We start from the raw sequence: 22,804 nt of genomic DNA, 5'->3' as shown, positions 1-22,804 counted from the left end.
AAAGTCACGTTGACGAAGCTTGCGCTTCATTCATTGTTTGTATCCGAAGATACGTTTTTTGCCTCATCGTTCAGTTTTCAAAGTTCGTCATGTCGTATTAGCGACTTTAATAGATTAACAGGTTGTTTTGATTATGTCAACCGTGTTTTTGAAAAGATTTTTCAGCCCCAACAAACCGTTTATAAAAGGCGTCTCGCTGGAACATTTATTAATATAACAACAAAATTCGACAAACACAAGCATTATTTTAAAAAAACTTTACAAAAGCTTGTTTTGCGTTTTACATACAGCATCAGAGTCTTAACATACTCAATAAAGTAAACCCGATATTTGCAGGTCGTTCAGCCAGACGTCTCATCAAGTATGTATACCAGTCTACTCCGTGCGGTACATACACGACAACACGATATCCTGAATTGACCAACTCTTTCTGACGTTGCGGTCGCATCCCTTGAAGCATTTGAAATTCAAAACACTCATCTGAAATGTCAGCTTGTCGAATAAAGTCGAGTAGTTCCTCAATCATATCGTCATCATGTGTCGCGATTTGCGTATAACGTCCTTTCATCAAATTCTGTTTTACTAATAGAAGATAGTTGGCATCTACCATCGCCTTATCCTCGATGTAATGTTCCTTCGACCCCGTATATGCCCCTTTTACGATCCGGGTCATTGGTTCGAGTTGATCTAAGTCAAAACGACTACGGTGCAGATTTGCTTGAAGCGCCACACCAAGGTTCGGGTAAGAGAACTGAAGCACACGGAAAATTTTCAAAATCGACTCAGTCATTTCGTACTCTTCCATGTTGATCGTCACCCGGCGATTCAGCTGAAGTGCGACTTCAAGGATACGTTCCATCTGCATGAGGGCGAGTTCCGGATCTAACCGCACGCCGACGGATGTTAACTTTAATGAAATTTGTCCATCCACTTGTTCTTTCTCTAATCGGTACAAAACATCAATGCATTCATCCGCAATTGCCTTTGCATCCTGCACACTGTGAATAAACTCTCCTAAACAATCAATCGTGACTGCCCGACCCTGCGCATTCAACGTCCGGACTGTTCGGAACGTCTCATCGATTGTTTGCCCTCCTACGAATAATGTTCCCCCTAAAGGTAAGCCGACTGCTCGGGCCACACGAATAAGACGTTTATCAACAGCGAGTCGTTCGAATATCGGACCTGTTAGTTTTTCCAACACGTTCATCACCTCCTGTTTGTTGATTCCCTACTCTCCATAAAAAAAACGCCTTTCTTCTATATAGAAGAAAGACGTCAGCTTAATAAGAAAAATTAGTGTAACCAGATGAAGTATGCTAGGAACCCGAGTGACATAGCGTACATGATCGGGTGCACTTCTTTCGCGCGACCTTTCGCGATCATCGTGATTGGATAGAATAAGAACCCGAATGCGATTCCCGTTGCGATCGAATACGTAAGTGGCATCATGATGACTGTCAAGAAGGCTGGAACTGCATACTCGAACTTTTTCCAATCAATCTGGAGAAGTGAGGATGCCATTAACACACCAACGATGATGAGTGCCGGTGCTGTGACCGGCGCCGTGATGACGGCGAGAAGTGGTGAGAAGAATAAGGCAAGTCCGAAGAATAAGCCGGTTACGATTGCCGTCATTCCTGAGCGACCGCCTGCTGCGACACCTGCACTTGATTCAATGTATGAAACCGTTGTTGATGTTCCAAGGATTGAACCCGCGACTGTTGCTGTTGAGTCAGCGATCAATGCGCGTCCTGCACGCGGAACTTTATTTTCCTTAATTAATCCTGCTTGGTTCGCGACGGCAACGAGTGTTCCCGCTGTATCGAAGAAATCAACGAAGAAGAACGTTAAGATGACGACTGCCATCTGGACAGTAAAGATTTCATTGAAGTGAAGGAACGCTTGTCCGAATGTCGGTGCGATACTCGGTGGAGCTGAAACGATTTCCCCAAGGCTTGACGGAACAGGAATCAATCCAAAAATCATTCCCGCGATTGCCGTCAAAATCATTCCGAAGAAGATGGCGCCTTTAATTCCGCGTGTCATTAAGATCGCTGAAACGACTAAACCGAACACAGCAAGCAATGTTGTCCCTTGACCCAAGTTACCGAGTGAGACGAGCGTCGCTTCGTTTGCGACGACGATTCCACCTGTTTTCAAACCGATGAAGGCGATGAATAAACCGATTCCGGCAGCAACTGCCATTTTAAGTGGTTCTGGAATCGCATTGATGATTGTTTCACGAATTCCTGATGCCGTGAGTACCATGAAGACAAGACCCGATACTAAAACACCGGATAACGCCGTTTCCCACGGGATCCCCATTCCGATGACGACACTGTAGGCGAAGAACGCGTTCAGTCCCATACCGGGTGCGAGAGCAATCGGATAATTCGCGAGTAAGCCCATCGTGACTGAACCGATGACGGCAACAAGCGCCGTTGCACCGAAGACAGCACCAGGATTCATCCCGGCGTCTGCTAACGTATTCGGGTTAACGAATAAGATGTACGCCATCGCGAAGAATGTTGTCATACCGGCGATAAACTCTGTCCGCATGTTCGTACCGAGTCCGTCGAAGTCGAAGAATCGCGCGATCGCGTTCTCCTTTTGTTTAGGTTGTTGCGGTTTCATCTGTGTGCTCATGGTTGCCTTCTTTCCAAATAAGCCGTCTCAAGAAACGAAAAAAACGGCAGTTACCTAAGCGGTAAAAGCCGTTTCTTTAAGCGCACACTAGAATCAGTGCACGCCGTAGTAGGAACCTTTAAGGTGTTCCTGTAGAGACTTCCGGGCCATATCCCCAGAATTATACGGCATTATTTTTTGTTTTTTTAGTAGATGATTTAAAATAAGAACAGACACATCGTAGCATGCTCAAAATGCACGGTCAACCATAAAAACGAAATTTAAGGTCGTATTTTATCCGAACGTTCGGTTTTGAAAGCGTCACAAAAAACTCTTCTTCCTAATTCCTCGGGAAGAAGAGCCATAAAATTACTCCCATTCAATCGTTGACGGTGGTTTCGACGTTACATCGTACAGGACGCGGTTAACGTTCTGGACTTCGTTGACGATCCGGACGGAAATCTTCTCGAGCACGTCCCACGGGATGCGTGCCCAGTCCGACGTCATGCCGTCGATTGACGTAACGGCACGGATGCCGACTGCATAGTCGTATGTCCGCTCGTCACCCATGACACCGACTGAACGAAGTGGTGGCAAGACCGTGAAGTACTGCCAGATTTCACGTTCAAGACCGGCTTTTTTGATTTCGTCGCGGAGGATGAAATCAGATTCACGGACGATTTCAAGTTTCTCGTCTGTGATTTCACCGAGGACACGAATGCCGAGACCGGGTCCTGGGAACGGCTGACGCCAGACGATTTCGTCCGACAAACCAAGTTCTTTACCGAGTGCACGGACTTCGTCCTTGAACAACGTATTGATCGGTTCGATCAACTTGAACTGCATGTCTTCCGGCAATCCACCGACATTGTGGTGTGATTTAATCGTTTGTGCCGTATCCGTTCCGCTTTCGATGATGTCCGTATAGAGCGTTCCTTGGGCCAGGAAGTCCATATCCGTCAATTTTGACGCTTCTTCGTCGAAGACGTAAACGAATTCGTTACCGATGATTTTACGTTTTTGCTCCGGATCCGAAATCCCTTTTAATTTGTTCAGGAAACGGTCCTGCGCGTCGATTTTGATGACGTTCATATGGAAGTGATCGGCAAATGTCTTCATGACACTTTCCGCTTCCCCTTTACGTAACAAACCGTGGTCGACGAACATACATGTCAATTGGTCACCGATTGCCGCATGAATCAGTGCTGCGACGACAGACGAGTCGACACCGCCTGAAAGGGCACAAAGAACTTTTTTGTCGCCGACTTCTTCTTTAATCTTCGCGATTTCGATTTCGATGAAGTTCTCCATCGACCAGTCGCCTGTACACTGACAGACTTCGAACAGGAAGTTTTTCAAGAGTTCTTTACCGAACATCGTGTGGTTGACTTCCGGATGATACTGGACACCATACATTTTTAACTCTTCGTTTTTGATGGAAGCGATCGGGCAGGAAACGTTTGTCCCATCGACGACGAAACCGTTCGGAACCGTTGTGACGAGATCACTATGGCTCATCCAGACCGTCTGCTCGAGTGGTAAGTTTGCATACATCGCGGACGGATCGTTCAGCGTCAATGTCGCTTTTCCGTACTCCCGGTGTCCGGCACGCTCGACTGTCCCACCGAAGTGTTGCGACATCAATTGCATGCCGTAGCAAATACCAAAGATCGGAATTCCGAGTTCGAAGATTTCCGGATCACAGCGGTACGCGTCTTCTGCGTAGACACTGCGTGGTCCACCGGAGAAGATGATACCCGCTGGTGCGATGTCTTTGATTTCTGCTGCCGTAATCTTGTGCGAATGCAGTTCACTGTAAACTCCGAGATCACGGATGCGTCGTGTGATCAATTGGTTGTACTGACCTCCAAAATCGAGGACGAGGATCATTTCTTGGTCCAAATGTGCTTCCAAATCTATTCCCGCCTTTCAAGTTTCATGCGTACCCCTATGAAAAAAGCCCACTCTTCCCCCATGAATAAATGGAAAAAGAGCAGGCCGCTTCACAAAAAAATGTATACGAAGGGTCTGCTCCTTCATAGTCAGGTCGTTTAAGGTGACCCGGTAGAGACTCTCGCGCCATATCCGCGAGTATATACAAAGGAGATGCATGTATGATTTACGTTGTTCTCATTGTAACTGTATCAATTCAAAAATATCAACCCTCTACGCGACGAATCATATTTTCGAAATATTCACGTTTCTTTTCGAGCGACAACGTCTCACCACCATAAATCATCCGTTCATAGGCATCCGTCAACGGGCGCATCGCGTACGTTTCGTAATACCCATCGACTTCATGTGCAAGTTCCGCGAGCGTCCGTCCATCCTTATAATGGAACCCTTGTTTATCGAGACGTCGGAGCAAGAAGCGATACATCCGTTTGAATCCTTCCGGTCGTTTGATTTGGCTACGGAAGAAGAGAATTGCGGCCGTTCGTCTGATTGGTTTTCTAAACAGATAGAGGAACACAAGACCGAGCAACGCACCAATGATCGGCCAGACGGGAATCGAACGTTTTTCCGCCTGATTCGCTGTCGTCGCTTGGGCGTCATCGAGAAGATTTTCCTGCGGACGGTTCGGTGTTGCCGTTTCCGTATCTGTCTCTGTATCCCGTTGCGGATTTGATTGTTCCGTTTCGTTATCGGTCTCTTGATTGATCGTATATTGCCCTGTACCGTCAAAACTTACAGTCGGCTCGAGCGGTACCCAACCCGGTCCTTCGATGTAGACTTCGACCCAGGAATGGGCATTTTTGTTTCGGACCGTATAACTCGTGACAGCAGAACCGATGACATCGGATTCGCCACCTGTAAATCCTTTTACCCAGCGTGCCGGTAATCCAGCCGCCCGTAGTAACACAGTTGCTGAAGTCGAAAAGTTATCACAATAACCGAGCTTCGTCTCGAACAAGAATTGATCGACATAGTCTTGATCTTCTGCCGGGACAGCAACATCTTCCGTATTGTACTCAAAGTTTTCTTGCTCGAAGTAATTTTCAATCGCTTTCGCGCGCTCCCACGGTGTTTCTTCATCAGCAACGATCTCAGCCGCTAAATCACGAACCCGGTCCGGTAATGTTCCCGGCAGTTGCAGGTAACGATCTTGTTCCATTTCTGAAAGTTTTACCGGTTCATCCGTTTGGAGTAGTTTTTCAGTAAACAGTGGATACGCGTACTGAATCTGATAATTTTGCTGGCGCGTTGCATCGTCAAGATACGAAATTTTTTGATTTTCCGGGTTGATTAAAAGATTTTGCCGTTGATCAGCTGCCGTCAAGCGCACATTATCTCCATTGTAAGGGACAAACGGCAACTCGCGAGCCAACTTGAACGTCGCACTCTCTTCACGTGTCTCGACGTCATCGCCAAAGTGCGAGAAGAAACCACGCCCGTTAATCTCCGGACTTGACTCCGATAAAATCCAACCTTTACCGGTGTAGACGTCCTTCGTCTCGACCCGCCAGTACCGATTCCCTTCACTCTCGACTTGAAAAACTTCCCGGTCGTCCATTTGGAATGGACCACCGAGCTGTTCATCGTTCGAGCCGTATCCGACTTTTTGAATCGCATTCGTCGATGTACCTTCTCCTTCAAAACGTGACGTCCAGTCATACCAACTGTTTTGCCACGTCGCTGTGATGACCGGACTTTGCAGTGCCGCAACGATCGTTACACCGATAATCAACAAGGCACTAATCGGCCGAACGTAAGAGGCAGTCGGTCGTTCATTGATTTCTGTCGCATACAACAAAAGTAATGCCAGGAGGATCGGATACAAGATGAACTGGTCACCCGAGTAATCCGTCCATGTGTCACAATAGGCGATGAAACCGATCACACCGACGGTCAACCCAACAACAAATCCCCGATTCGGGAAGGTTCGGCGACCAAGGTAGCCGATTAAAAAGCTAATTAGACCGATCGATAAGGCGAAGGCCGGTCGTCCCGGCAACTCCCCATTGATGACACGTGATACATCATCCGTAATTTCACCTAATAGTCGCCACGGGGCTTCTTCCGGTGTCAAGATGAAGTAAAAAGACACCATCAAAGCAAGTAGACTGCCACTTAAAAACCACCGTCTTCGGACGTGCGATAGCAGGAGTGGTGTCAAAAGAAGCGGCAAGAAAGGAACGATGCTGTCAAACGTCGTCAGTTCCAGTAGCGGGGGCATGAAGCTCGCAAGTAGTAACGCCGCGAGTAAGTTCCAAATCAGTCGTCGACTCATCGGCTCCCCCTCCTTTCCGGCGTATAGACATGCACGGTCGCTTCCTGTCTGATTTTAGACATCCACATTTCGTTATTCGATTCAAGGTCCGGCGTGATGAAGAGGACGTTTCCACTCAGACGTAATGCTTTTGAGGAATACTCCCACGACTCAATGAATGAACGGGTCCGACTCGGTTGAGCCGTCATCAAATAATGTGTCAGCTTCGCCCCTTCAAGTGGTAGAGACAGGGACTGGACAGCATGACCGACGAGATGGATCCGGTAATTCAAGCGCCGTTTGTTGAGTTGATCGGTCGCATCGGCAAGCATCGAAATGCTCCGTTCGAACTGCGCATCACTCACCGTTCCTTCATCAAAAACAATTGTCGTTTCCCGCTCTTGTTCCCGTTCAAATGTCTTCGTCATCAAACCTTGGCGTTTCGCCGTTGCCTTCCAATCAATCTGGTTCATCCGGTCGCCACTGACATATTCCCGGACTCCAACGACGGTAAAGGATGACTGCCGCAAATCGAGCGAGACGGGCGAAATTCCGCCGTCCCCCCGATCGTCTTCATGTGGCAACTGCGTCGCGAGCCGTGCCGGTTCTATCGCGAGATATGTTTCGACCGGGTAGAGTTTTTTTCGCATGAATACACCGAACGGATCCGTAATTTCAATCACACAACCAGGAATCTGATACAGTCCACGACGAATCGATGGAATGACATATTCAATCTGTTCCGTCTTCCGGTAATGGGCACGTAACGAGCGCCGAATGTCTAAACGCTCCGCACTCAATGCTTCCGGTACTTCCTCTGTTACTTCGACGGTCCCGACAAGAAAAGGGTATTTTCGTCTAACTTGTAAAACGACAGGAATGTCCGTCCCGGCAATCAACATCTTATTCGAAACTTCTCGCGTCGCGACGGCTTTCGTCACGGGCCAGATTAAAAAAATCGTCCAGTAGACAGTCAAACCTGCCATGACGTAGAACAGTAACGAGGCTACATTTCCACCATCCACACGGGCGTAAATCCACAATGCCGTGACCATCAGGAGCAGGACGGCATAACGCCAGCCGATTTGCCACCGTTTCATAAAGACTCCACGTCGTGTTGAATCGGCACCGCAACTTCTTTTTTCACCTGTTCCAATACCCGTTCAGCCGACTGTCCGTGGTAGCGAGCATCTGCCGTCAAAATCAACCGGTGTGATAAGACGGGTGTCAACAGGTGTTTCACGTCATCGGGTAATACGAATTTCCGCCCTTCCATATAAGCCCAGGCTTGCGCGACTTTCATTAAAGCAATCGATGAACGCGGACTGGCTCCAAGGTAAAGCGAAGCATGCTCACGCGTGGCCTGGACGAGCTGAACGATATATTTTTTAACCGGTTGTGAAACGTGGACTTCCTTGACTTCTTCCTTCATCCGTAACAATTCGTCGCGCCCGATGACCGATTCGAGCGTGTCGATTGGTTCATCGCGTTCGAATCGATTCAGCAACTTCATCTCTTGCTGAAAATCCGGATAGCCCATCTTGACTTTGACTAAAAAGCGATCGAGTTGTGCTTCCGGCAATGGATATGTCCCTTCATGCTCAATCGGATTTTGCGTCGCCATGACAAAGAAGGGATTCGGAAGCGTATGGATTTCTCCGTCCACCGTTACATTTGCTTCCGCCATCCCTTCCAGTAACGCCGATTGTGTTTTCGGAGAGGTTCGGTTGATTTCATCCGCGAGAACGATATTGCCCATCAATGGACCCGGACGATACTCAAATTGACTTGTTTTTTGGTTATACATCGAAACACCCGTTAAATCCGAGGGGAGTAAATCGGGTGTGAATTGAACACGCTTAAAAGTCAGGCCGATTGAGCGACTGAATGCGCGCACGAGCATCGTTTTCCCGACCCCCGGTACATCCTCAAGTAAGACATGTCCTCCGGCAAGTAGCGCTGCTAACGATTGTGTAATAACATCTTCCTTACCGACGATTACTTTTTCTACGTTGTCGATGATTGCTTGAATCTCTCTTGTGTATGTTCGCATTGTCAGGCCCCTTGCTCTTTAGTAGTTGAATTTTCTGACTCTTTCTATCTTCTCATAACCGTAGTCCCTTTGGAAAGGCATATGAGTCTCTCAATACGCACAAAAAAGGAGGCGCCGCAGAGCGACTCCCCCTTTGTGTTTCAGGAACGATTACATGCCGTAAACCGTTCTTGATTCGTGCAGAGTGCACGTAAAACACGGGTACAATCCGTGTCTATAAACTTATTCCGTTCGTCAAGTCCGGTGATCCTCTTCTACTCGAAGCGACATGCGATCGTTCCCTCTACATTGATAATCATTCATGTGCATCACCATCCTTTCATATATTGAATATTACCGAATCTATTCGAAGTTAAACCTTGTTTTTTAATTATTTTTTTCGAAACCGGTAATACGTCGTTGCTAAAGCAAGTGCAAGGACAAGCCCCTTAATAATATTCAATGAGTAATACGGAACAGATAACATAACGAGCCCATTCTCAAGAATCCCGACTAAGCAGGCTCCGACTAATGTCCCGAGTGCGTTCGGTTTCCCTTGTCCGGCAAACGATGAACCGATGAAGGCAGCCGCGACTGCCGGCATCAAATAGCCGGATCCGGCATTAATCTGTGACGATCCAACCTGCGACGCAAGCAGGATTCCTCCGACTGCCGCGAGTAGTCCGGCAATCACATAGGCCAGTGCCCGGTAACGGTGCACCGGGATTCCCGTCAAGTGTGCCGCCTCCGGGTTTCCGCCGATGATGTATAAGAAGCGGCCGTGTCGTGTATGGTTCAAAAACAGATGCGTCACTGCTACGACGGCGAGCATGATTAGGATGATCCACGGTGCCTGACTGATTTTTAGGAAGGACTCCGGAATCATCCCGACTGTCGGTGTTCCGTCGAGACGGGGCATCCCGGCACTGATTGATCCGCCGCCGGTATACGTCATCGCCACCCCTTCAAAGATGAACATCGTCGCAAGCGTCGCAAACAAGTCGGGAATCTTGAATTTGACGATCAATAACACGTTGACCAGCGCGACGCTTAAGGCAATCAAAATCGCCAAGCCGATCGACAGACCAAGCGGAAGGCTGTACCAGACAAAAAATGAGACGACGAGCGAGCTGGCAAAGGTCGCGGTCGAACCGACCGATAAATCAAAACCGTTGACGGTCAGCGAAACGGTCAACCCGATTGCGATGATCGTCACAATCGAGATACTGCGCAAAATATTAATCAGGTTCGCGCCCTGTAAAAAGCTTGGTGCCGTCACGGCAAAAAAGACGATGAGTGCAAGGATTGCGAGGACGATCCCCCAGTCATTCAAAAAGCGTAACAACCGTTTACCGGATGCGTGTCGTTCCGTGTTTGGTTTTGATTCCGTCGTTGGTTCGTGAAGTACCTCGTTCATCAAGTCATCCCCCCTGTCGCATACAGCAGTAATTGGTCTTCCGTCGTCTCCGACGTATTCGTCTCGAACACGATTTTCCCGTCATACATGACATAAATCCGGTCCGTCACCGCCAGCAATTCATCGAATTCACTGGACGCATACAGAATCGCTTTTTGCTGTCCGGCCAGTTGATCGATCACGTCGAAGATTTCCCGTTTCGCCCCGACGTCGACACCTTTTGTCGGTTCATCGAGCAGCAGGACCGCAGCATCGGCGAGGAGCCATTTGCCGATCGCGACCTTCTGCTGGTTCCCGCCGGATAATCCTTCCACGCGTTGCGTTTCATCCGTTGATTTGATCGCCAATCGTTTGATGATAGCGTTGGCGGCAGTCCGTTCCGTTCCCGTCTTGACCCAACCGAACCGATTGACGAATTGTCTGAGACTTGCCGCGGTCATGTTTTGATAAATCGGATCCGTGACAAGGATGCCTTCTTTCCGGCGTTCTTCCGGGACCAGACCAATCCCGTGTCTGACTGCCTCGTGCGGCGACCGGATAGTCGCCGGTTCGCCGGCTATCCGAATCTGTCCCGCCACAGTCGGAGTCACTCCGAAAATCGTCTTACAGAGCTCGGTTTTTCCCGCTCCGACAAGTCCGGCAATTCCAATCACTTCACCTGCATGAACCGTCAATGACAGCTGATTGAGTTCACCCGGGACCATCACTTGATTGAGCTCGAGCAACGCTTGCCCGACGGTTCGGGTTTGCCGGTCCGTCTGTTGCAAACGTCTTCCGAGCATCTGTTCAACGATTGTCTCTTTCGTTTGCCCGGCTAATGCTTGGCGGGCGACAAGTTTTCCGTCACGCATGACGGAAATCGATTCACAGATTTCAAATAATTCCTGCAGGCGGTGTGAGATGAAAATCACGCCCAATTGTTCGCGTGTCGCGAGTTCCCTGATGATGCGAAACAAACGTTCCGTCTCCCGTTGACTGAGCGGCGCCGTCGGTTCATCCAGGATTAAAAAATGGCTGTCTTGAACGAGTGCCCGGGCAATCAAGACCAACTGTTTGTCGGCAAGGCGCAGTTCACTGACCCGTTGCCGGACATCAATCGAAGACTGGAGTTTCCCGAGCGCCTCCCGTGCAATCTGTTCAAATCGGCGTTGCCGGATGACCCCTTTGAGCTGTCCGTTCGTCAACAAATCGAGGCAAATGTTTTCCGCGACCGTCAAGTATGAAATCAATGCCGTATCGACTTCTTGGTAGACGATTTCAATTCCCGCCCGTTTCGCGGCCCGTGGCGAATCGATCTTCAACGGCACACCTTCAAACGAAATCGTCCCGTCATACGCCGCATGCGCTCCCGCCAATACTTTCATCAGCGTCGACTTACCGGCGCCGTTCGCTCCGACGAGCGCATGAATTTCCCCGCGGCGGACGGAAAAGTCAACAGCATCAAGCGCTTTGACACCGGGGAATTCAATTGAAATCCCACGCATCTCGAGCCGGTTCGTCGCGTCCAGATGCGTCATTTCGCAGCATTCGCTTTCCGCAGTTTTTCCATCCACGGTTCATTGAATTTCTCAGATGTGCTCCAGCCCTTGATGATTGTATCGAGATTGTACATCGTCGTATCGGCTTTGAGCGCCTTTTGCTCGACTAATTTAGCGTCCAGATCAAAGCTGCCCGGTGTTTTTTCACCGGCCAGTTTTTTCGCCAGCAGGCGCATGTCCGTCTGTCCGATCAAATGCGGATCAACGGCACTCGTCGACACCCAGTTGCTGCCATTCTCACGCATCAGGTTGATGTCCTGATTCGAGACATCGATTGAAATCAACGGGATTTCCTGACGTTTGTTGTCTTTTAAGGATTTATAGGCGCCTTTTGCGACTTCATCCCACGCTCCCCAGACGGCATCGATGCTTCCTTTCGGATATTTCGCGAGAATCGCGTTCATCTTCGTCGCGATATCGCCCTGGACATCCTGGAAATTCGTCGGTCCGACCGTTTCAAGCGTCTTGATTTTGCCGTCCGCTTCATACGTCTTATAGATTTCCTGACGGCGGTCAAGCGGTGCAAACCCCGGACCGAACCACAATTTGATGACCCGGACCGGCTTGTCGTCTTTCACTTTCGTCACTTCATCGAGTGAAAGTTCTGCCAGTTTGTGATCATCCTGGAATGTCTCCGTGATGCCTGTTAACGTCTGGTCCTTTTTCTTCGTCACCGTATCAAACGTCACGACCTGAATCCCTTTGTCGATCGCCGGTTTAATCATGTCGTAGGAATAATCTTCTTTTCCGTGCGAGATGATCAGTCCGTCATAATCCTGCTGAACGGCTTGCGCCACCAGTTCCTTGAACTTGACGTCATTGCCTTCGGAAATGAACGTGTTGACCTTAAACCCAAGCGCCTCCCCTTCCGAACGGGCACCGTCTAAAAATTGTTTCGTATGATCATCGGACGCCAGATTGCGGATGACGGCAATCTTGATGTCGCCTTGGACACTTTCCGGCACACCGCTGATTTTTTTCGTCGGTGTCGCTTCACTATTGGCGCAAGCAGCCAGCAAGACCGCCGGTGCGAGTAAGAATGCTAATTTTTTCATCTCGATCTCTCCTGTCTGTTTAGATGACCTGTTGTCCAATCGCCTGTTCGATCGTTTCCACGCTCGGCCGTTCAATGACGCCGAGTTCCGTGATGATCGCCGTGATGAGCTCGTGCGGTGTCACGTCAAACGCCGGATTAAAGACCTTTGTTCCGGCTGGTGCCGTTACTTTCCCCGCCAGTTGTGTCACTTCACTAGCATCGCGTTCTTCAATTTCAATCTCGTCACCTGATAAACTCGTCACATCAAACGTCGACAGCGGTGCCGCGACATAAAATGGAATCCCGAAGGCACGTGCGAGTAACGCCAGCTGGAACGTCCCGATTTTATTGGCCGTATCCCCGTTACGGGTGATCCGGTCCGCGCCGACGATGATGGCGGTGATCTGCTTTTCCTTGATCGTATGTGCGACCATATTGTCCGTGATCAAGGTGACGTCAATCCCTGCCCGTTGCAGCTCCCATGTCGTCAAGCGCGCCCCCTGCAACAAAGGCCGGGTTTCCGACGCATAGACGGATAACGGGATGCCTTGTTCCTTCGCAAGATAAAACGGGGCCAGTGCCGTCCCGTACGCCGCTGTCGCAATCGATCCGGCGTTACAAATCGTCAACACCCGGTCTCCCGCTTGAAACAGCTCCAACGCATGCACACCGATTTGCCGTGACGTCTTGGCATCGGCTTCATAAAGGGCAATTACTTTTTGTTCCAGACGTTTCGGCAGTTCCTCGAGCGTTGTGCTCGAAAGGATAAGCTGATTGAGCGCATCGAGTACGTTCCGCAAATTGACGGCGGTCGGCCGGGTCGCCAGTAACTCCGCCGATACCGTCAACAGTTTTTGTTTGACCTCGTCAAGCGATCCCGTCGTCCGGAACGCTTCCTGCACGAGGACGAATCCACCGAACAGACTGATTGCCGGCGCCCCCCGGACACGAAGTTGTTTAATCGCCTCAACCGCTTGCGCCAAATCATGAATGACTTCGTACCGTTCTTCTTGCGGGAGACGGGTCTGATCAAGGATCTTTAAGCACGCCCGCTCATAGATGACACTACGGATAAACTCGCTCATCGGCTCAATTCCTCCGTCACGTCAAAATTCCGGAGATCGGTAAACGTCTTACATTCGCCGCGCCGTTTAATCAATGCCGTCCCGAGGCGTAACGCATGACGTTTCCGTTCAAGGCGCGTCGCAGCATCCGGAATTTGTTCCAAATCAGCGACCGGTGCCAAACCAATCGTCCGCCGGATCAGTTCACAACCGGCGAAACCGAGCGCGTCTTGGAGAATTGTACTGAGGACATCATCGACAAGCCCGGGTACCGTCCGGAAAGGTTCGACGGCTTCCCGTTCCCACAGTGCCGTGAACGTCGAAGCAAACGTCAGCCAGAACGTATCGATATCCTTCACCCGCTTCTCCCGCAACTCAGCATAGTTCGGATACGCCGCAAAGCAGAGGTGGGCAATGAACTGACCGACATCAAACCCGAACGGTCCGTAAAAAGCGAACTCCGGATCGATGATTTTCGTTTCGCCCGCCGAAGCAAAAATGCTTCCTGTATGTAAATCTCCGTGTAATAAGGCCTCCCCTTTCGTGATGAACAACGTTTCGAGCTTCGCGACTTCCCGCTTCAGTTTTTCGTCCTGCCAGAGCTGCTGTACGTCTGTTTCCAAGCCGCTCTCGATGTTGTTTGTTTCCGCGTCGTAAAACGGATCCGTAAAGATTAACTTTTCCGTAATGTCGCATAAATCCGGGTTGTAATAGTCACGTGCGACCTGTTTTTTTCCGACCGGACCGAGCGCAAAATCTGACGTGAAAAATAACGTCCGTGCCAAGTAAGAACCGACATGTTCTGCAAGGAGCGGATACGTTTCGCCTGCGAGCAATCCCGTCCGAACGATTTGCAGGTGCGACAAGTCCTCCATCACTGTATACGCTTCTTCATGACTCGCATGAAAGACCCGTGGAACGAATGGCGTCGCGTATTTTGCGAATTCCTTCAGTGCCAACTGTTCGATCCAGGCCCGCTCGAGTGACAAGGGCCAGCTTTCCCCGACGACTTTTGCATAAGGTAATGCCTGCTTCAAGATCAAACGTTCTTTCCCTGCCTGAATCCGAAAGACTAAGTTCAAGTTCCCGTCGCCGATTTCTTCTGCCGTCGCTTCTTCCTGTCCGATGAGTCCGAGTTCCCGGACACGTTTAATGGCGTCCTGTTCTGTAAATGCTTGATATGCCATCTTGCTTCCCCCTTCATTTCTACACAAAAAACGCCGCTTTTCGTCATAGAAAAGAGGCGCGGGGTATCATCCGTCCTCTTATCTCTCAGACGAATGTCTGTTGGATGTAGCACCGTGCCGGATGGTCGGTTGCTGCGGCGTCTTCGGGCCAATTCCCTCTGCCAACTCACGATAAGAGTCATATGTGGTTGTTGTGTTCGATGTTGATTCGAATATTACGCCCGTCTTAAATCATCTGTCAATTCCAATTTTTAGTGAAAAACCATTTAAAAGACCGCCATCTATAGAAGCGGATTTCAAAAAAAATAAATTTTCAAAAAATTATTTGACATCACGTCCATCTCATGTAAAAATTGCAATTAGATTTCACAATTTCATCCAATTCTTATCAAGAGCAGACGGAGGGACGAGCCCTATGATGTCGCAGCAACCGACCAGTTGGCACGGTGCTAATTCTTGCAGCTAACACGCTGACAGATAAGAGTCCACGCGCAATTTTTCATGGTCTCTTGTCATTGACGAGGGACCATTTTTGTATTTTTTAACAAGGGAGAGACGACGATCATGGCGTACATTACCGCAACTTACCAACTCGGCGTGACCGATCAGTTACCAAAACGGGCAGAGCAAATCGCCCTCGGTCTGACGGTCGGCTCATGGACCGATTTGAATCACTTGGAACAACAACAGCTTGAATCCTTTAAAGGACAAGTCGTCCATACGGAAGAACACGACGGAAAAGGGTATGTCACGATCCGTTATCCGGAACACAACGTCTCACGAGACTTTTCGGCGATTTTGACGACCGTCTTCGGCAAGCTGTCACTCGACGGTCAAATCAAACTGACGGATCTTCAGCTTCCCGCTTCATTCACACCGGATTTCCCCGGTGCTAAATTCGGCATCGAGGGCGTCCGCCAATTGATCCAAGTCCATGATCGCCCCCTGTTGATGAGCATCTTCAAAGGCGTCATCGGACGGGATCTCGTTTTTTTACGGGAACAACTGGAAGCCCAGCTCGCCGGCGGGATTGATCTCGTCAAGGATGACGAAATCTTATACGACAATCCGCTGACACCGGCACTCGACCGGGCGCGGATTGGACGGGAAGTCCTCGATGCACACTATGAACGGACCGGTAAACGGGCCCTTTATGCGATTACATTGAGTGGTCCGGTCTTCCGCTTGAAAGAGCAGGCGAAACGACTGGTCGAAGCCGGAGCGACAGCCCTCCTGCTCAACACGTTTACATACGGGCTTGATGTCTTGCGGGAACTGGCAGCCGATCCGGAAATCCCGGTCCCGATCTTTAATCATCCGGCGTTGAGCGGTGCCTTGATCGCCAGTCCCGAGTACGGGATTGCCGCCCCGGTCCTGCTCGGAACGTTGCCGCGGATTGCCGGTGCCGACTTGACACTGTTCCCGTCGCCGTATGGGAATGTCGCCCTCGCCAAAGACTTGGCCCGCGGGATTGCCGTCGAAGCGACCCGAATCGGTGAGACCAAAACAATTCTCCCGGTCCCGTCCGCCGGAATCCACCCGGGTCTCGTCGCCCAGCTTGTTCGTGATTTCGGCGTCGATTCCGTCATCAATGCCGGAGGCGGTGTCCACGGTCATCCGCAAGGTGCTGCGGCCGGAGTCATCGCTTTCCGCCAGGCACTGGGCGCAGCACTGGCCGGCGAATCACTGACAAGTGCCGCCCACCGGCACGAGGAATTACGTGTCGCTCTCGATGCTTGGGGGATCACGAAATGACGATCCGGATTTTATGTGACTTTGACGGAACAGTAACGGAGCACGATAATATCATCGCCTTGATGCAGGAGTTCGCTCCGCCGGAAAAATTTGAACCGTTAAAACAAGGTGTGCTCGACCGGTCGCTCTCGATTCAGTCCGGCGTCGGACAGATGTTTCAGCTGCTTCCGTCCAGTCAAAAACAGGACTACATTGATTTCTTGATGACACGGGCGGTCATTCGTCCCGGCTTCGACACCTTACTCGCTTTTGCCAAATCAAACGAGATTGATTTTTCCATCGTCAGCGGCGGGATCGACTTTTTTGTCCAGCCGATTCTTGCGGATGTACTGACGGACGAAGCGATTTATTGCAACGGCAGTGACTTCAGCCAGGAGACGGTTCGAATCGAATGGCCGCATGCCTGCGACGCGGCCTGTACAAATCAATGCGGCTGTTGCAAAACCTCGATCGCCCGGAAGCTGAAGCAGAACGGTGACACGATCATCGCGATCGGCGACTCCGTAACAGATTTTGAACTGGCTAAGCAGGCGGATCACGTTTATGCACGGGATTATCTGATCACGCTATGTGAACAGCACGGCATCCCGTATACGCCGTTTGAAAACTTTCATGACATATTGAATCATCTGCAGACAAAGGTGGTGTACACATGACCTTCTTAAAACGATATGAAGAATTACGTGCCGTCAAACAGGAACTTGCAGCACGCGACTGGTTCCCCGGCACAAGCGGCAATCTCGCCATCCGGACAGCCGATCAACCGACTGAATTTCTCGTGACGGCAAGCGGGAAGGACAAACGGCAGGATACACCGGACGACTTCGTCCATGTCGACGCGTCCGGTCAACTGATCGGCGAACAGACGGGTCGTCCCTCTGCCGAAACGTTGCTCCACGTCGAGGTCTTCAACCGAACGACTGCCGGGTGTTCCCTTCACGTCCATACGATTGACAATAATGTCATTTCGGAACTGTACGGCGACCAAGGCGAGATTCGGTTTGCCGGTCAGGAAATCATCAAGGCACTCGGCCGTTGGGAAGAAGATGCGGAAGTCCGTGTGCCGATTATCCCGAACCATGCCGACATTCCGACGCTTGCCGCTGCCTTTGCAGCACATGTACATGCCGAGAGCGGCGCCGTCCTGATTCGCAATCACGGCATCACCGTCTGGGCACCGACTGCCTTTGAAGCGAAAAAACAGTTGGAAGCATTCGAGTTTTTGTTCAGTTACACCTTAAAACTACAAACGTGCCGACAGGCGATTCATTAAAAGGAGGAATTTACAATGGCAACAGTACTTTTCCAACAGACAAACGAACGGTATACGGATCAAAATGAGGTCTCTTCATTCCTTGCCTCACGCGGCGTCTTATATGAACAATGGGACGTCTCGAAGTTACCGGGCGACCTCGTCGAGAACTTTACATTAACGGATGACGACAAACAGACGATTTTAACGACATTCGCGGACGAGATTAAAGATGTTTCGGAACGTCGCGGTTACCAGACGGCTGACATCATCGCACTGTCGGATACGACACCGAATCTCGATGAATTACTCGTCAACTTCCAAAAAGAACACCATCATACCGATGACGAGGTCCGCTTCATCGTCAGCGGCCATGGCGTGTTTGCGATTAAAGACGAGGAGGTCGGCTATTACAACATCGAGCTCAATCCCGGTGATTTGATTTCCGTTCCCGTCAATACGCGCCACTACTTCACGCTCCAGGAAGACCGGAAAGTGGTGGCGATCCGAATCTTCGTCACGACGGACGGCTGGGTGCCGATTTACGAGCGGGACGCCCTGTCTTCAGCAAACTAATTCAGTCCGGTCCGGCCCAAGTCTTCTAGCGATAGAGGACCTGGGCTTTTTTTTGTACGGAAACGTCGTCTGACAAACATGTTTGAGGAAAGCGCGTGTCCGGGAGCATTTCCTATTCTAGAAACATGCCGTTTGTTTCGTCCATCTCCGATATAATGAAGAAAAGGACACAAAAAGGAGCTGACGTGTATGATGATTCGTCTCGTTCAAGAAACCGACTTACCGGATGTGCTCGCCATATATAATGAAGGAATCGAAGACCGGATCGCGACGCTCGAGACGGATACGAAAGATCTCGCCTTCATGCAGCAATGGTTCAGTGAACGCTCCGAGCGACATGCCGGTTACGTTGCCTATGAAGGGTCAAAGATTCTTGGCTTCATTTCGCTCGATGCCTACAATCCGCGTCCCGTCTATCAGTCCGTCGGCGAACTGTCCGTCTACATCACACGGACCCACCGCGGACAAGGAATCGGAAAACGACTACTCGACATCATCGAAGAACATGCAATCATTCACGGCATGCATAAGCTGATTCTTTTTACGTTCCCCTTCAACCGGATTGGACAAAAACTCTACATCAAAGCCGGATTCCGAATCGTCGGTACCTTTAAAGAACAAGGAATGTTAAACGGGTATTACGTCGATGTCCTGGCCATGGAAAAAATTCTCCCTAAACCGGACCAATGATGTTTTGGATTAAAGGTTCGGCAAGTCGGGAATATGAGACGAGGAAGATTCGTACAAGAAAGGAAGATTGCCTGTGAACATCCAGCAAATTCGAAATGCGACACTCGTCTTGACCTATGCCAACCAAGTTTTTTTAATTGATCCTTTTCTCGGTGAAAAGGGTTCGCTTCCTCCGTTCGACCATACACCGAACACCCACCGCAACCCCCTTGTCGACTTACCGGTCGATGTCTCGACCTTACTCGACCCGGATGCCGTCTTCGTGACACATCTTCACGCCGATCATTTCGATGAGGCCGCAAAACAATTGTTACCGAAGACGGTTCCGCTCTATGCTCAAAACGCGACGGACGCCTCTGTCATTAAAGAGGCCGGATTTACCGACGTTCAGCCGTTCGACCAGGGTGTGACACTCCGTGATGTCAAAGTTTTCCGCACGAACGGTCAACACGGCGTCGGCGAAATCGGACAACGGATGGGACACGTATCCGGTCTCGTCTTTACACATCCCGATGAGCCGACGCTCTATATCGCCGGTGATACGATTTGGTGTGACGACGTCGATTCTGCGATTGATACCTATGCACCGGATGTCATCGTCGTCAATAGTGGTGCCGCCCAGTTCCAGACCGGTGAACCGATCACGATGTCGGAACGTGATTTATTAGCGGTCCACGCGGCAGCGGCTGAAGCGACGATCATCGTCTCGCATCTCGAAGCCGTCAACCACTGCCTGCTCCGCCGCGATATGATCGCTGACTTTTTAGCAGCAAATCATCTCTCCGCTCACTTTTTGATTCCGGACGACGGCGAGACGCTCTCCTTTTAAGTCTCTCCTTCGAGAGTCGTACGAATACAAAAAAACCGGACGTTTTCCGTTTTCCTAAAAGGAAGAGGAACAGCGTCCGGTTTTTTCATGTTCATTCTTGCGGAATGACAAGACCGAGTAATCGGGCAAATGCGATTGCTTGTCCTTCCGTCACGATCGCCCCTGTCAAAAAGCGTGGATCAATCGTAATCCCCGAGACGTCCGCTTGTCGCAAGTCGAGTCCCTTTAACGGAGTTTCAACCCACTGGCTTTCCATCAATTCAACATCCTCAAAACGTAAATCGATGAGTTTCCCTTCGAAGAATTGTGTCTCCCGCATCGCCGTCTGCTCGAACGTTACTTGTCGGAGCGATGTCCGAATCACTTGTAAGTAATTCGCCTGGCATGCTTTTACCGTGACATGATCAAGCGTCGTTTCTTCTAATTGAACCCCCGTCAGGCGGCAGTCCTGAAACAGAACGCGATGAAAACGACTGTCACGGAACTGACAACCCGTCAAATCGCACTGCTCAAACCGGACATTTTCAAATGACGCGCGATCAAACACGAGACCCGCAAATGAGACATTCCGAAAACAGACTTGATTGGCATCGATCCGCTCCGTCAGCTCGATGGGTAACGTTTCTTTTTCATACATCATTTGATACAAGTACGGATCATCGATTTCGATTTCTGCAAATGTTTCGACTGCTAAATTATTCGGGACATCCGGTAGATGGATCATCGGTTTTTTCTTCATTCTCTCCCAACCCTTCTTCTTCTCAGTCCTTAGTGTACCAAACCTGTTACCTAAATATGACTCAAGAGGATGATCTCTAAAGTCATGCCGCGCTCTAAAAAGTGATGACATGTACACTCTTTTTCAATTTTTGATTTGAGACACTTTGAGACCGTGCTAGAATCAACATAAATAAAATAAGAACAAACGTTCTAAAAGGAGTGATTTTCGTGTCTTCTGATGCGGACTTTCCAAACCAACGTATTTTTTGCGTGGATAGTGTCTCTTTTTATGCCAGTTGCGAGTGCCATTACCGAAATCTACCACCATTAACAACAAAATTAGCCGTCGTTTCCGATTTAAAACGGAGCGGCTCCGTCATTTTAGCGGCGAGCCCTGCTTTAAAGGCCCTTGGTATCAAAACGGCAAGTCGTCTCTACCAGATTGAACAACTCCCGTACAAGGAACGAAAGCAGATTCACCTCGTCGAACCACGCATGTTATGCTACATGAAAACGTCGATTCGTGTCCTCGATGTGCTCCATCAATTCGGACCACCGGAAGCAATCCGGGTATACTCGATTGACGAAAGTTTCATCGACATGACGGGAACGGAGCACCTCTTCGGTACGGATTTTGAAGCTGCTAACCAATTACAGTCAGCCATCCTGGAACAAACCGGCATTCACGTCCGAATCGGGATTGGTCCTAATAACGTCATCGCGAAACTTGCCCTTGATTTACTCGGGAAAAAACAGGGCATTGCGCGTTGTGGTTATGCTGATGTCCCCCGTCTCTTACATGACTTTCCCGTTCGCAAGATGTGGGGGATCGGTCATCAAATGGAGCACCATCTGAATCAATTAGGCATCGAGACGATCGGCGATTTGGCGGCCGCACCATTAGAAACACTACACGAACGTTTTGGTGTCATCGGTGCCGAACTTTGGCATCATGCATGGGGCATCGATCAATCTCCGACGACGATTGATCCGACCGCTTTATTTCGTCCGGCATCATCCCGACAGAAGACGGTTGGTCATGGCGTGACACTAATGCGTGATTATTACGAATACGACCAGATTCGGCTGGTCTTAAGTGAGCTCGCAAGCGATGTCGCAGCCCGCGTCCGCTTTTCCAATCAACTTGGATGGACGGTTCACTTAGGTGTCCGTTACTCGAGACATATCGTCCGGGCAGGGTTTTCAAAGCAACTCCGTCTCCCTTATCCGACTTCAGACGAACGGATTATCCTGCGGCATATCCTTCAGCTGTTCGAGCCGAACTGGCTCGAACACGAACCGATTCGTTTTTTGTCCGTCTCGCTCGGTCAACTTGTCCCCGACCAAGGTGCACTGCAACTGTCGTTGTTCGAAGACAATACCCGTGTTTGGAAACGCAAACGCTTGTTAAAGGCAATCGATCATGTCAACGTCCGTTACGGGAAGGGAACTATCCGCCTCGCTGTTTCTTTTCTTGATACAAGTGTCGCCAAGCGCCGCCTCCGCTTCGTCGGTGGTCATCCGGGAGGTGACGGCAATGACACGGTATCGTGACCGTGGCAATTTAAAATGGATTCCGTTTTTGATGCCGGAGTACATTCAACTGTTGCGCGACTATTATAAAGATACGCATCGTTTAACACTACCGCCCATCGATGAACAACTTCAAGAATCATGGCAATTCATCCTCGAAGAAGCATTAATGGAAGGAAAAGAACTTGAAATCACGTATTATAAGGAAGGAAGCTATATCACACTGACCGGATTCATCGAACGAATCGAGCGCGAACGAGGACTTCTGTACGTCCGGAGTCAAAATTCGATCGAAATTCCCCTGATGCGACTAGTTCGGATTGAAAACGGGTAGGAG

General features: G+C 49.9%; 20 protein-coding genes and 4 riboswitches. Of the genes, 8 read left to right on the top strand and 12 right to left on the bottom strand.

From position 1 onward, the window contains the following. Positions 1 to 292 precede the first annotated feature (292 nt). From KNQ02_RS12870 to mtnK, 11 genes are all read right to left on the bottom strand, one after another. The gene (locus tag KNQ02_RS12870) at positions 293 to 1,210 is read right to left on the bottom strand and encodes a proline dehydrogenase family protein (RefSeq protein ID WP_235195251.1); all 918 of its coding nucleotides are present in this window, start codon (positions 1,208 to 1,210) and stop codon (positions 293 to 295) included. 86 nt (positions 1,211 to 1,296) lie between these two features. Next, on the bottom strand, positions 1,297 to 2,601 hold the full coding sequence (locus tag KNQ02_RS12865) for an NCS2 family permease (protein ID WP_029332579.1): 1,305 nt from the start codon (positions 2,599 to 2,601) through the stop codon (positions 1,297 to 1,299). Positions 2,602 to 2,735: 134 nt separating this feature from the next. Continuing rightward, positions 2,736 to 2,837, bottom strand: a riboswitch (purine riboswitch). 160 nt (positions 2,838 to 2,997) lie between these two features. After that, the gene (guaA, locus tag KNQ02_RS12860; RefSeq protein WP_088838417.1) at positions 2,998 to 4,518 is read right to left on the bottom strand and encodes a glutamine-hydrolyzing GMP synthase; all 1,521 of its coding nucleotides are present in this window, start codon (positions 4,516 to 4,518) and stop codon (positions 2,998 to 3,000) included. A 129-nt stretch (positions 4,519 to 4,647) separates the two neighbouring features. Further along, positions 4,648 to 4,749, bottom strand: a riboswitch (purine riboswitch). Between the two features lie 37 nt (positions 4,750 to 4,786). Further along, entirely contained in the window at positions 4,787 to 6,859 is a 2,073-nt protein-coding gene (locus KNQ02_RS12855; protein WP_214808770.1) for a DUF4129 domain-containing transglutaminase family protein, read from the bottom strand. Next, positions 6,856 to 7,938: a DUF58 domain-containing protein gene (locus KNQ02_RS12850; RefSeq protein ID WP_088836260.1), complete on the bottom strand. Its 1,083-nt coding sequence runs from the start codon at positions 7,936 to 7,938 to the stop codon at positions 6,856 to 6,858. Before KNQ02_RS12850 ends, KNQ02_RS12855 begins: the two co-directional genes overlap by 4 nt. Then, positions 7,935 to 8,891 carry an AAA family ATPase gene (locus KNQ02_RS12845; RefSeq protein WP_029332575.1) on the bottom strand — a complete coding sequence of 319 codons (957 nt, stop codon included), beginning with the start codon at positions 8,889 to 8,891 and terminating at the stop codon, positions 7,935 to 7,937. The genes KNQ02_RS12850 and KNQ02_RS12845 overlap by 4 nt, the downstream gene beginning before the upstream one ends. Positions 8,892 to 9,261: 370 nt before the next feature. Continuing rightward, positions 9,262 to 10,287, bottom strand: a complete 1,026-nt coding sequence (locus KNQ02_RS12840) for an ABC transporter permease (RefSeq protein WP_204251417.1) — start codon at positions 10,285 to 10,287, stop codon at positions 9,262 to 9,264. Then, a complete protein-coding gene (locus tag KNQ02_RS12835) occupies positions 10,287 to 11,804 on the bottom strand; it encodes a sugar ABC transporter ATP-binding protein (protein WP_214770509.1) in 1,518 nt (505 codons plus the stop codon). Before KNQ02_RS12835 ends, KNQ02_RS12840 begins: the two co-directional genes overlap by 1 nt. Continuing rightward, a complete protein-coding gene (locus KNQ02_RS12830) occupies positions 11,801 to 12,880 on the bottom strand; it encodes a sugar ABC transporter substrate-binding protein (protein WP_214808768.1) in 1,080 nt (359 codons plus the stop codon). Before KNQ02_RS12830 ends, KNQ02_RS12835 begins: the two co-directional genes overlap by 4 nt. Before the next feature lie 19 nt (positions 12,881 to 12,899). After that, a complete protein-coding gene (gene mtnA / locus KNQ02_RS12825) occupies positions 12,900 to 13,946 on the bottom strand; it encodes an S-methyl-5-thioribose-1-phosphate isomerase (protein ID WP_088836255.1) in 1,047 nt (348 codons plus the stop codon). Next, positions 13,943 to 15,112, bottom strand: a complete 1,170-nt coding sequence (gene mtnK / locus KNQ02_RS12820; protein WP_088836254.1) for an S-methyl-5-thioribose kinase — start codon at positions 15,110 to 15,112, stop codon at positions 13,943 to 13,945. Before mtnK ends, mtnA begins: the two co-directional genes overlap by 4 nt. Before the next feature lie 75 nt (positions 15,113 to 15,187). Beyond that, a riboswitch (SAM riboswitch) is annotated at positions 15,188 to 15,290 on the bottom strand. Positions 15,291 to 15,494: 204 nt separating this feature from the next. Then, a riboswitch (SAM riboswitch) is annotated at positions 15,495 to 15,596 on the top strand. Positions 15,597 to 15,676: 80 nt separating this feature from the next. Here mtnK and KNQ02_RS12815 point away from each other — a divergent pair. The 6 genes from KNQ02_RS12815 (at position 15,677) to KNQ02_RS12790 (ending at position 20,214) form a co-directional block, all read left to right on the top strand. Then, a complete protein-coding gene (locus KNQ02_RS12815) occupies positions 15,677 to 16,867 on the top strand; it encodes a 2,3-diketo-5-methylthiopentyl-1-phosphate enolase (RefSeq protein ID WP_088836252.1) in 1,191 nt (396 codons plus the stop codon). Beyond that, on the top strand, positions 16,864 to 17,523 hold the full coding sequence (locus KNQ02_RS12810) for a 2-hydroxy-3-keto-5-methylthiopentenyl-1-phosphate phosphatase (protein WP_214808766.1): 660 nt from the start codon (positions 16,864 to 16,866) through the stop codon (positions 17,521 to 17,523). The genes KNQ02_RS12815 and KNQ02_RS12810 overlap by 4 nt, the downstream gene beginning before the upstream one ends. Then, positions 17,520 to 18,140, top strand: a complete 621-nt coding sequence (locus KNQ02_RS12805) for a methylthioribulose 1-phosphate dehydratase (protein ID WP_088836250.1) — start codon at positions 17,520 to 17,522, stop codon at positions 18,138 to 18,140. The genes KNQ02_RS12810 and KNQ02_RS12805 overlap by 4 nt, the downstream gene beginning before the upstream one ends. A 15-nt stretch (positions 18,141 to 18,155) precedes the next feature. Beyond that, positions 18,156 to 18,695, top strand: a complete 540-nt coding sequence (locus tag KNQ02_RS12800) for a 1,2-dihydroxy-3-keto-5-methylthiopentene dioxygenase (protein ID WP_088836249.1) — start codon at positions 18,156 to 18,158, stop codon at positions 18,693 to 18,695. A gap of 189 nt (positions 18,696 to 18,884) precedes the next feature. Continuing rightward, a complete protein-coding gene (locus KNQ02_RS12795) occupies positions 18,885 to 19,385 on the top strand; it encodes an arsinothricin resistance N-acetyltransferase ArsN1 family A (RefSeq protein WP_214767163.1) in 501 nt (166 codons plus the stop codon). A 73-nt stretch (positions 19,386 to 19,458) separates the two neighbouring features. Continuing rightward, complete coding sequence (locus KNQ02_RS12790) at positions 19,459 to 20,214, top strand: MBL fold metallo-hydrolase (RefSeq protein WP_088836246.1); 756 nt, start codon at positions 19,459 to 19,461, stop codon at positions 20,212 to 20,214. Positions 20,215 to 20,305: 91 nt separating this feature from the next. On the opposite strand, the gene KNQ02_RS12785 is transcribed toward KNQ02_RS12790, so the two are convergent. Then, on the bottom strand, positions 20,306 to 20,953 hold the full coding sequence (locus KNQ02_RS12785) for a pentapeptide repeat-containing protein (protein ID WP_214808764.1): 648 nt from the start codon (positions 20,951 to 20,953) through the stop codon (positions 20,306 to 20,308). A gap of 209 nt (positions 20,954 to 21,162) precedes the next feature. Between KNQ02_RS12785 and KNQ02_RS15830 the strand changes: the two genes are divergently transcribed. Both KNQ02_RS15830 and KNQ02_RS12775 read left to right on the top strand, forming a co-directional pair. After that, the gene (locus KNQ02_RS15830; RefSeq protein WP_214808762.1) at positions 21,163 to 22,488 is read left to right on the top strand and encodes a Y-family DNA polymerase; all 1,326 of its coding nucleotides are present in this window, start codon (positions 21,163 to 21,165) and stop codon (positions 22,486 to 22,488) included. Further along, positions 22,472 to 22,801, top strand: a complete 330-nt coding sequence (locus tag KNQ02_RS12775; RefSeq protein ID WP_088836242.1) for a YolD-like family protein — start codon at positions 22,472 to 22,474, stop codon at positions 22,799 to 22,801. The genes KNQ02_RS15830 and KNQ02_RS12775 overlap by 17 nt, the downstream gene beginning before the upstream one ends. Positions 22,802 to 22,804: the final 3 nt, after the last annotated feature.

The organism is Exiguobacterium sp. s102 (genome assembly GCF_018618635.1).
In the GTDB taxonomy this organism is placed as follows: domain Bacteria; phylum Bacillota; class Bacilli; order Exiguobacteriales; family Exiguobacteriaceae; genus Exiguobacterium_A; species Exiguobacterium_A oxidotolerans.
Note: the sequence above shows the minus strand (reverse complement) of the source record. Positions and strands in the feature narration are given on the sequence as shown.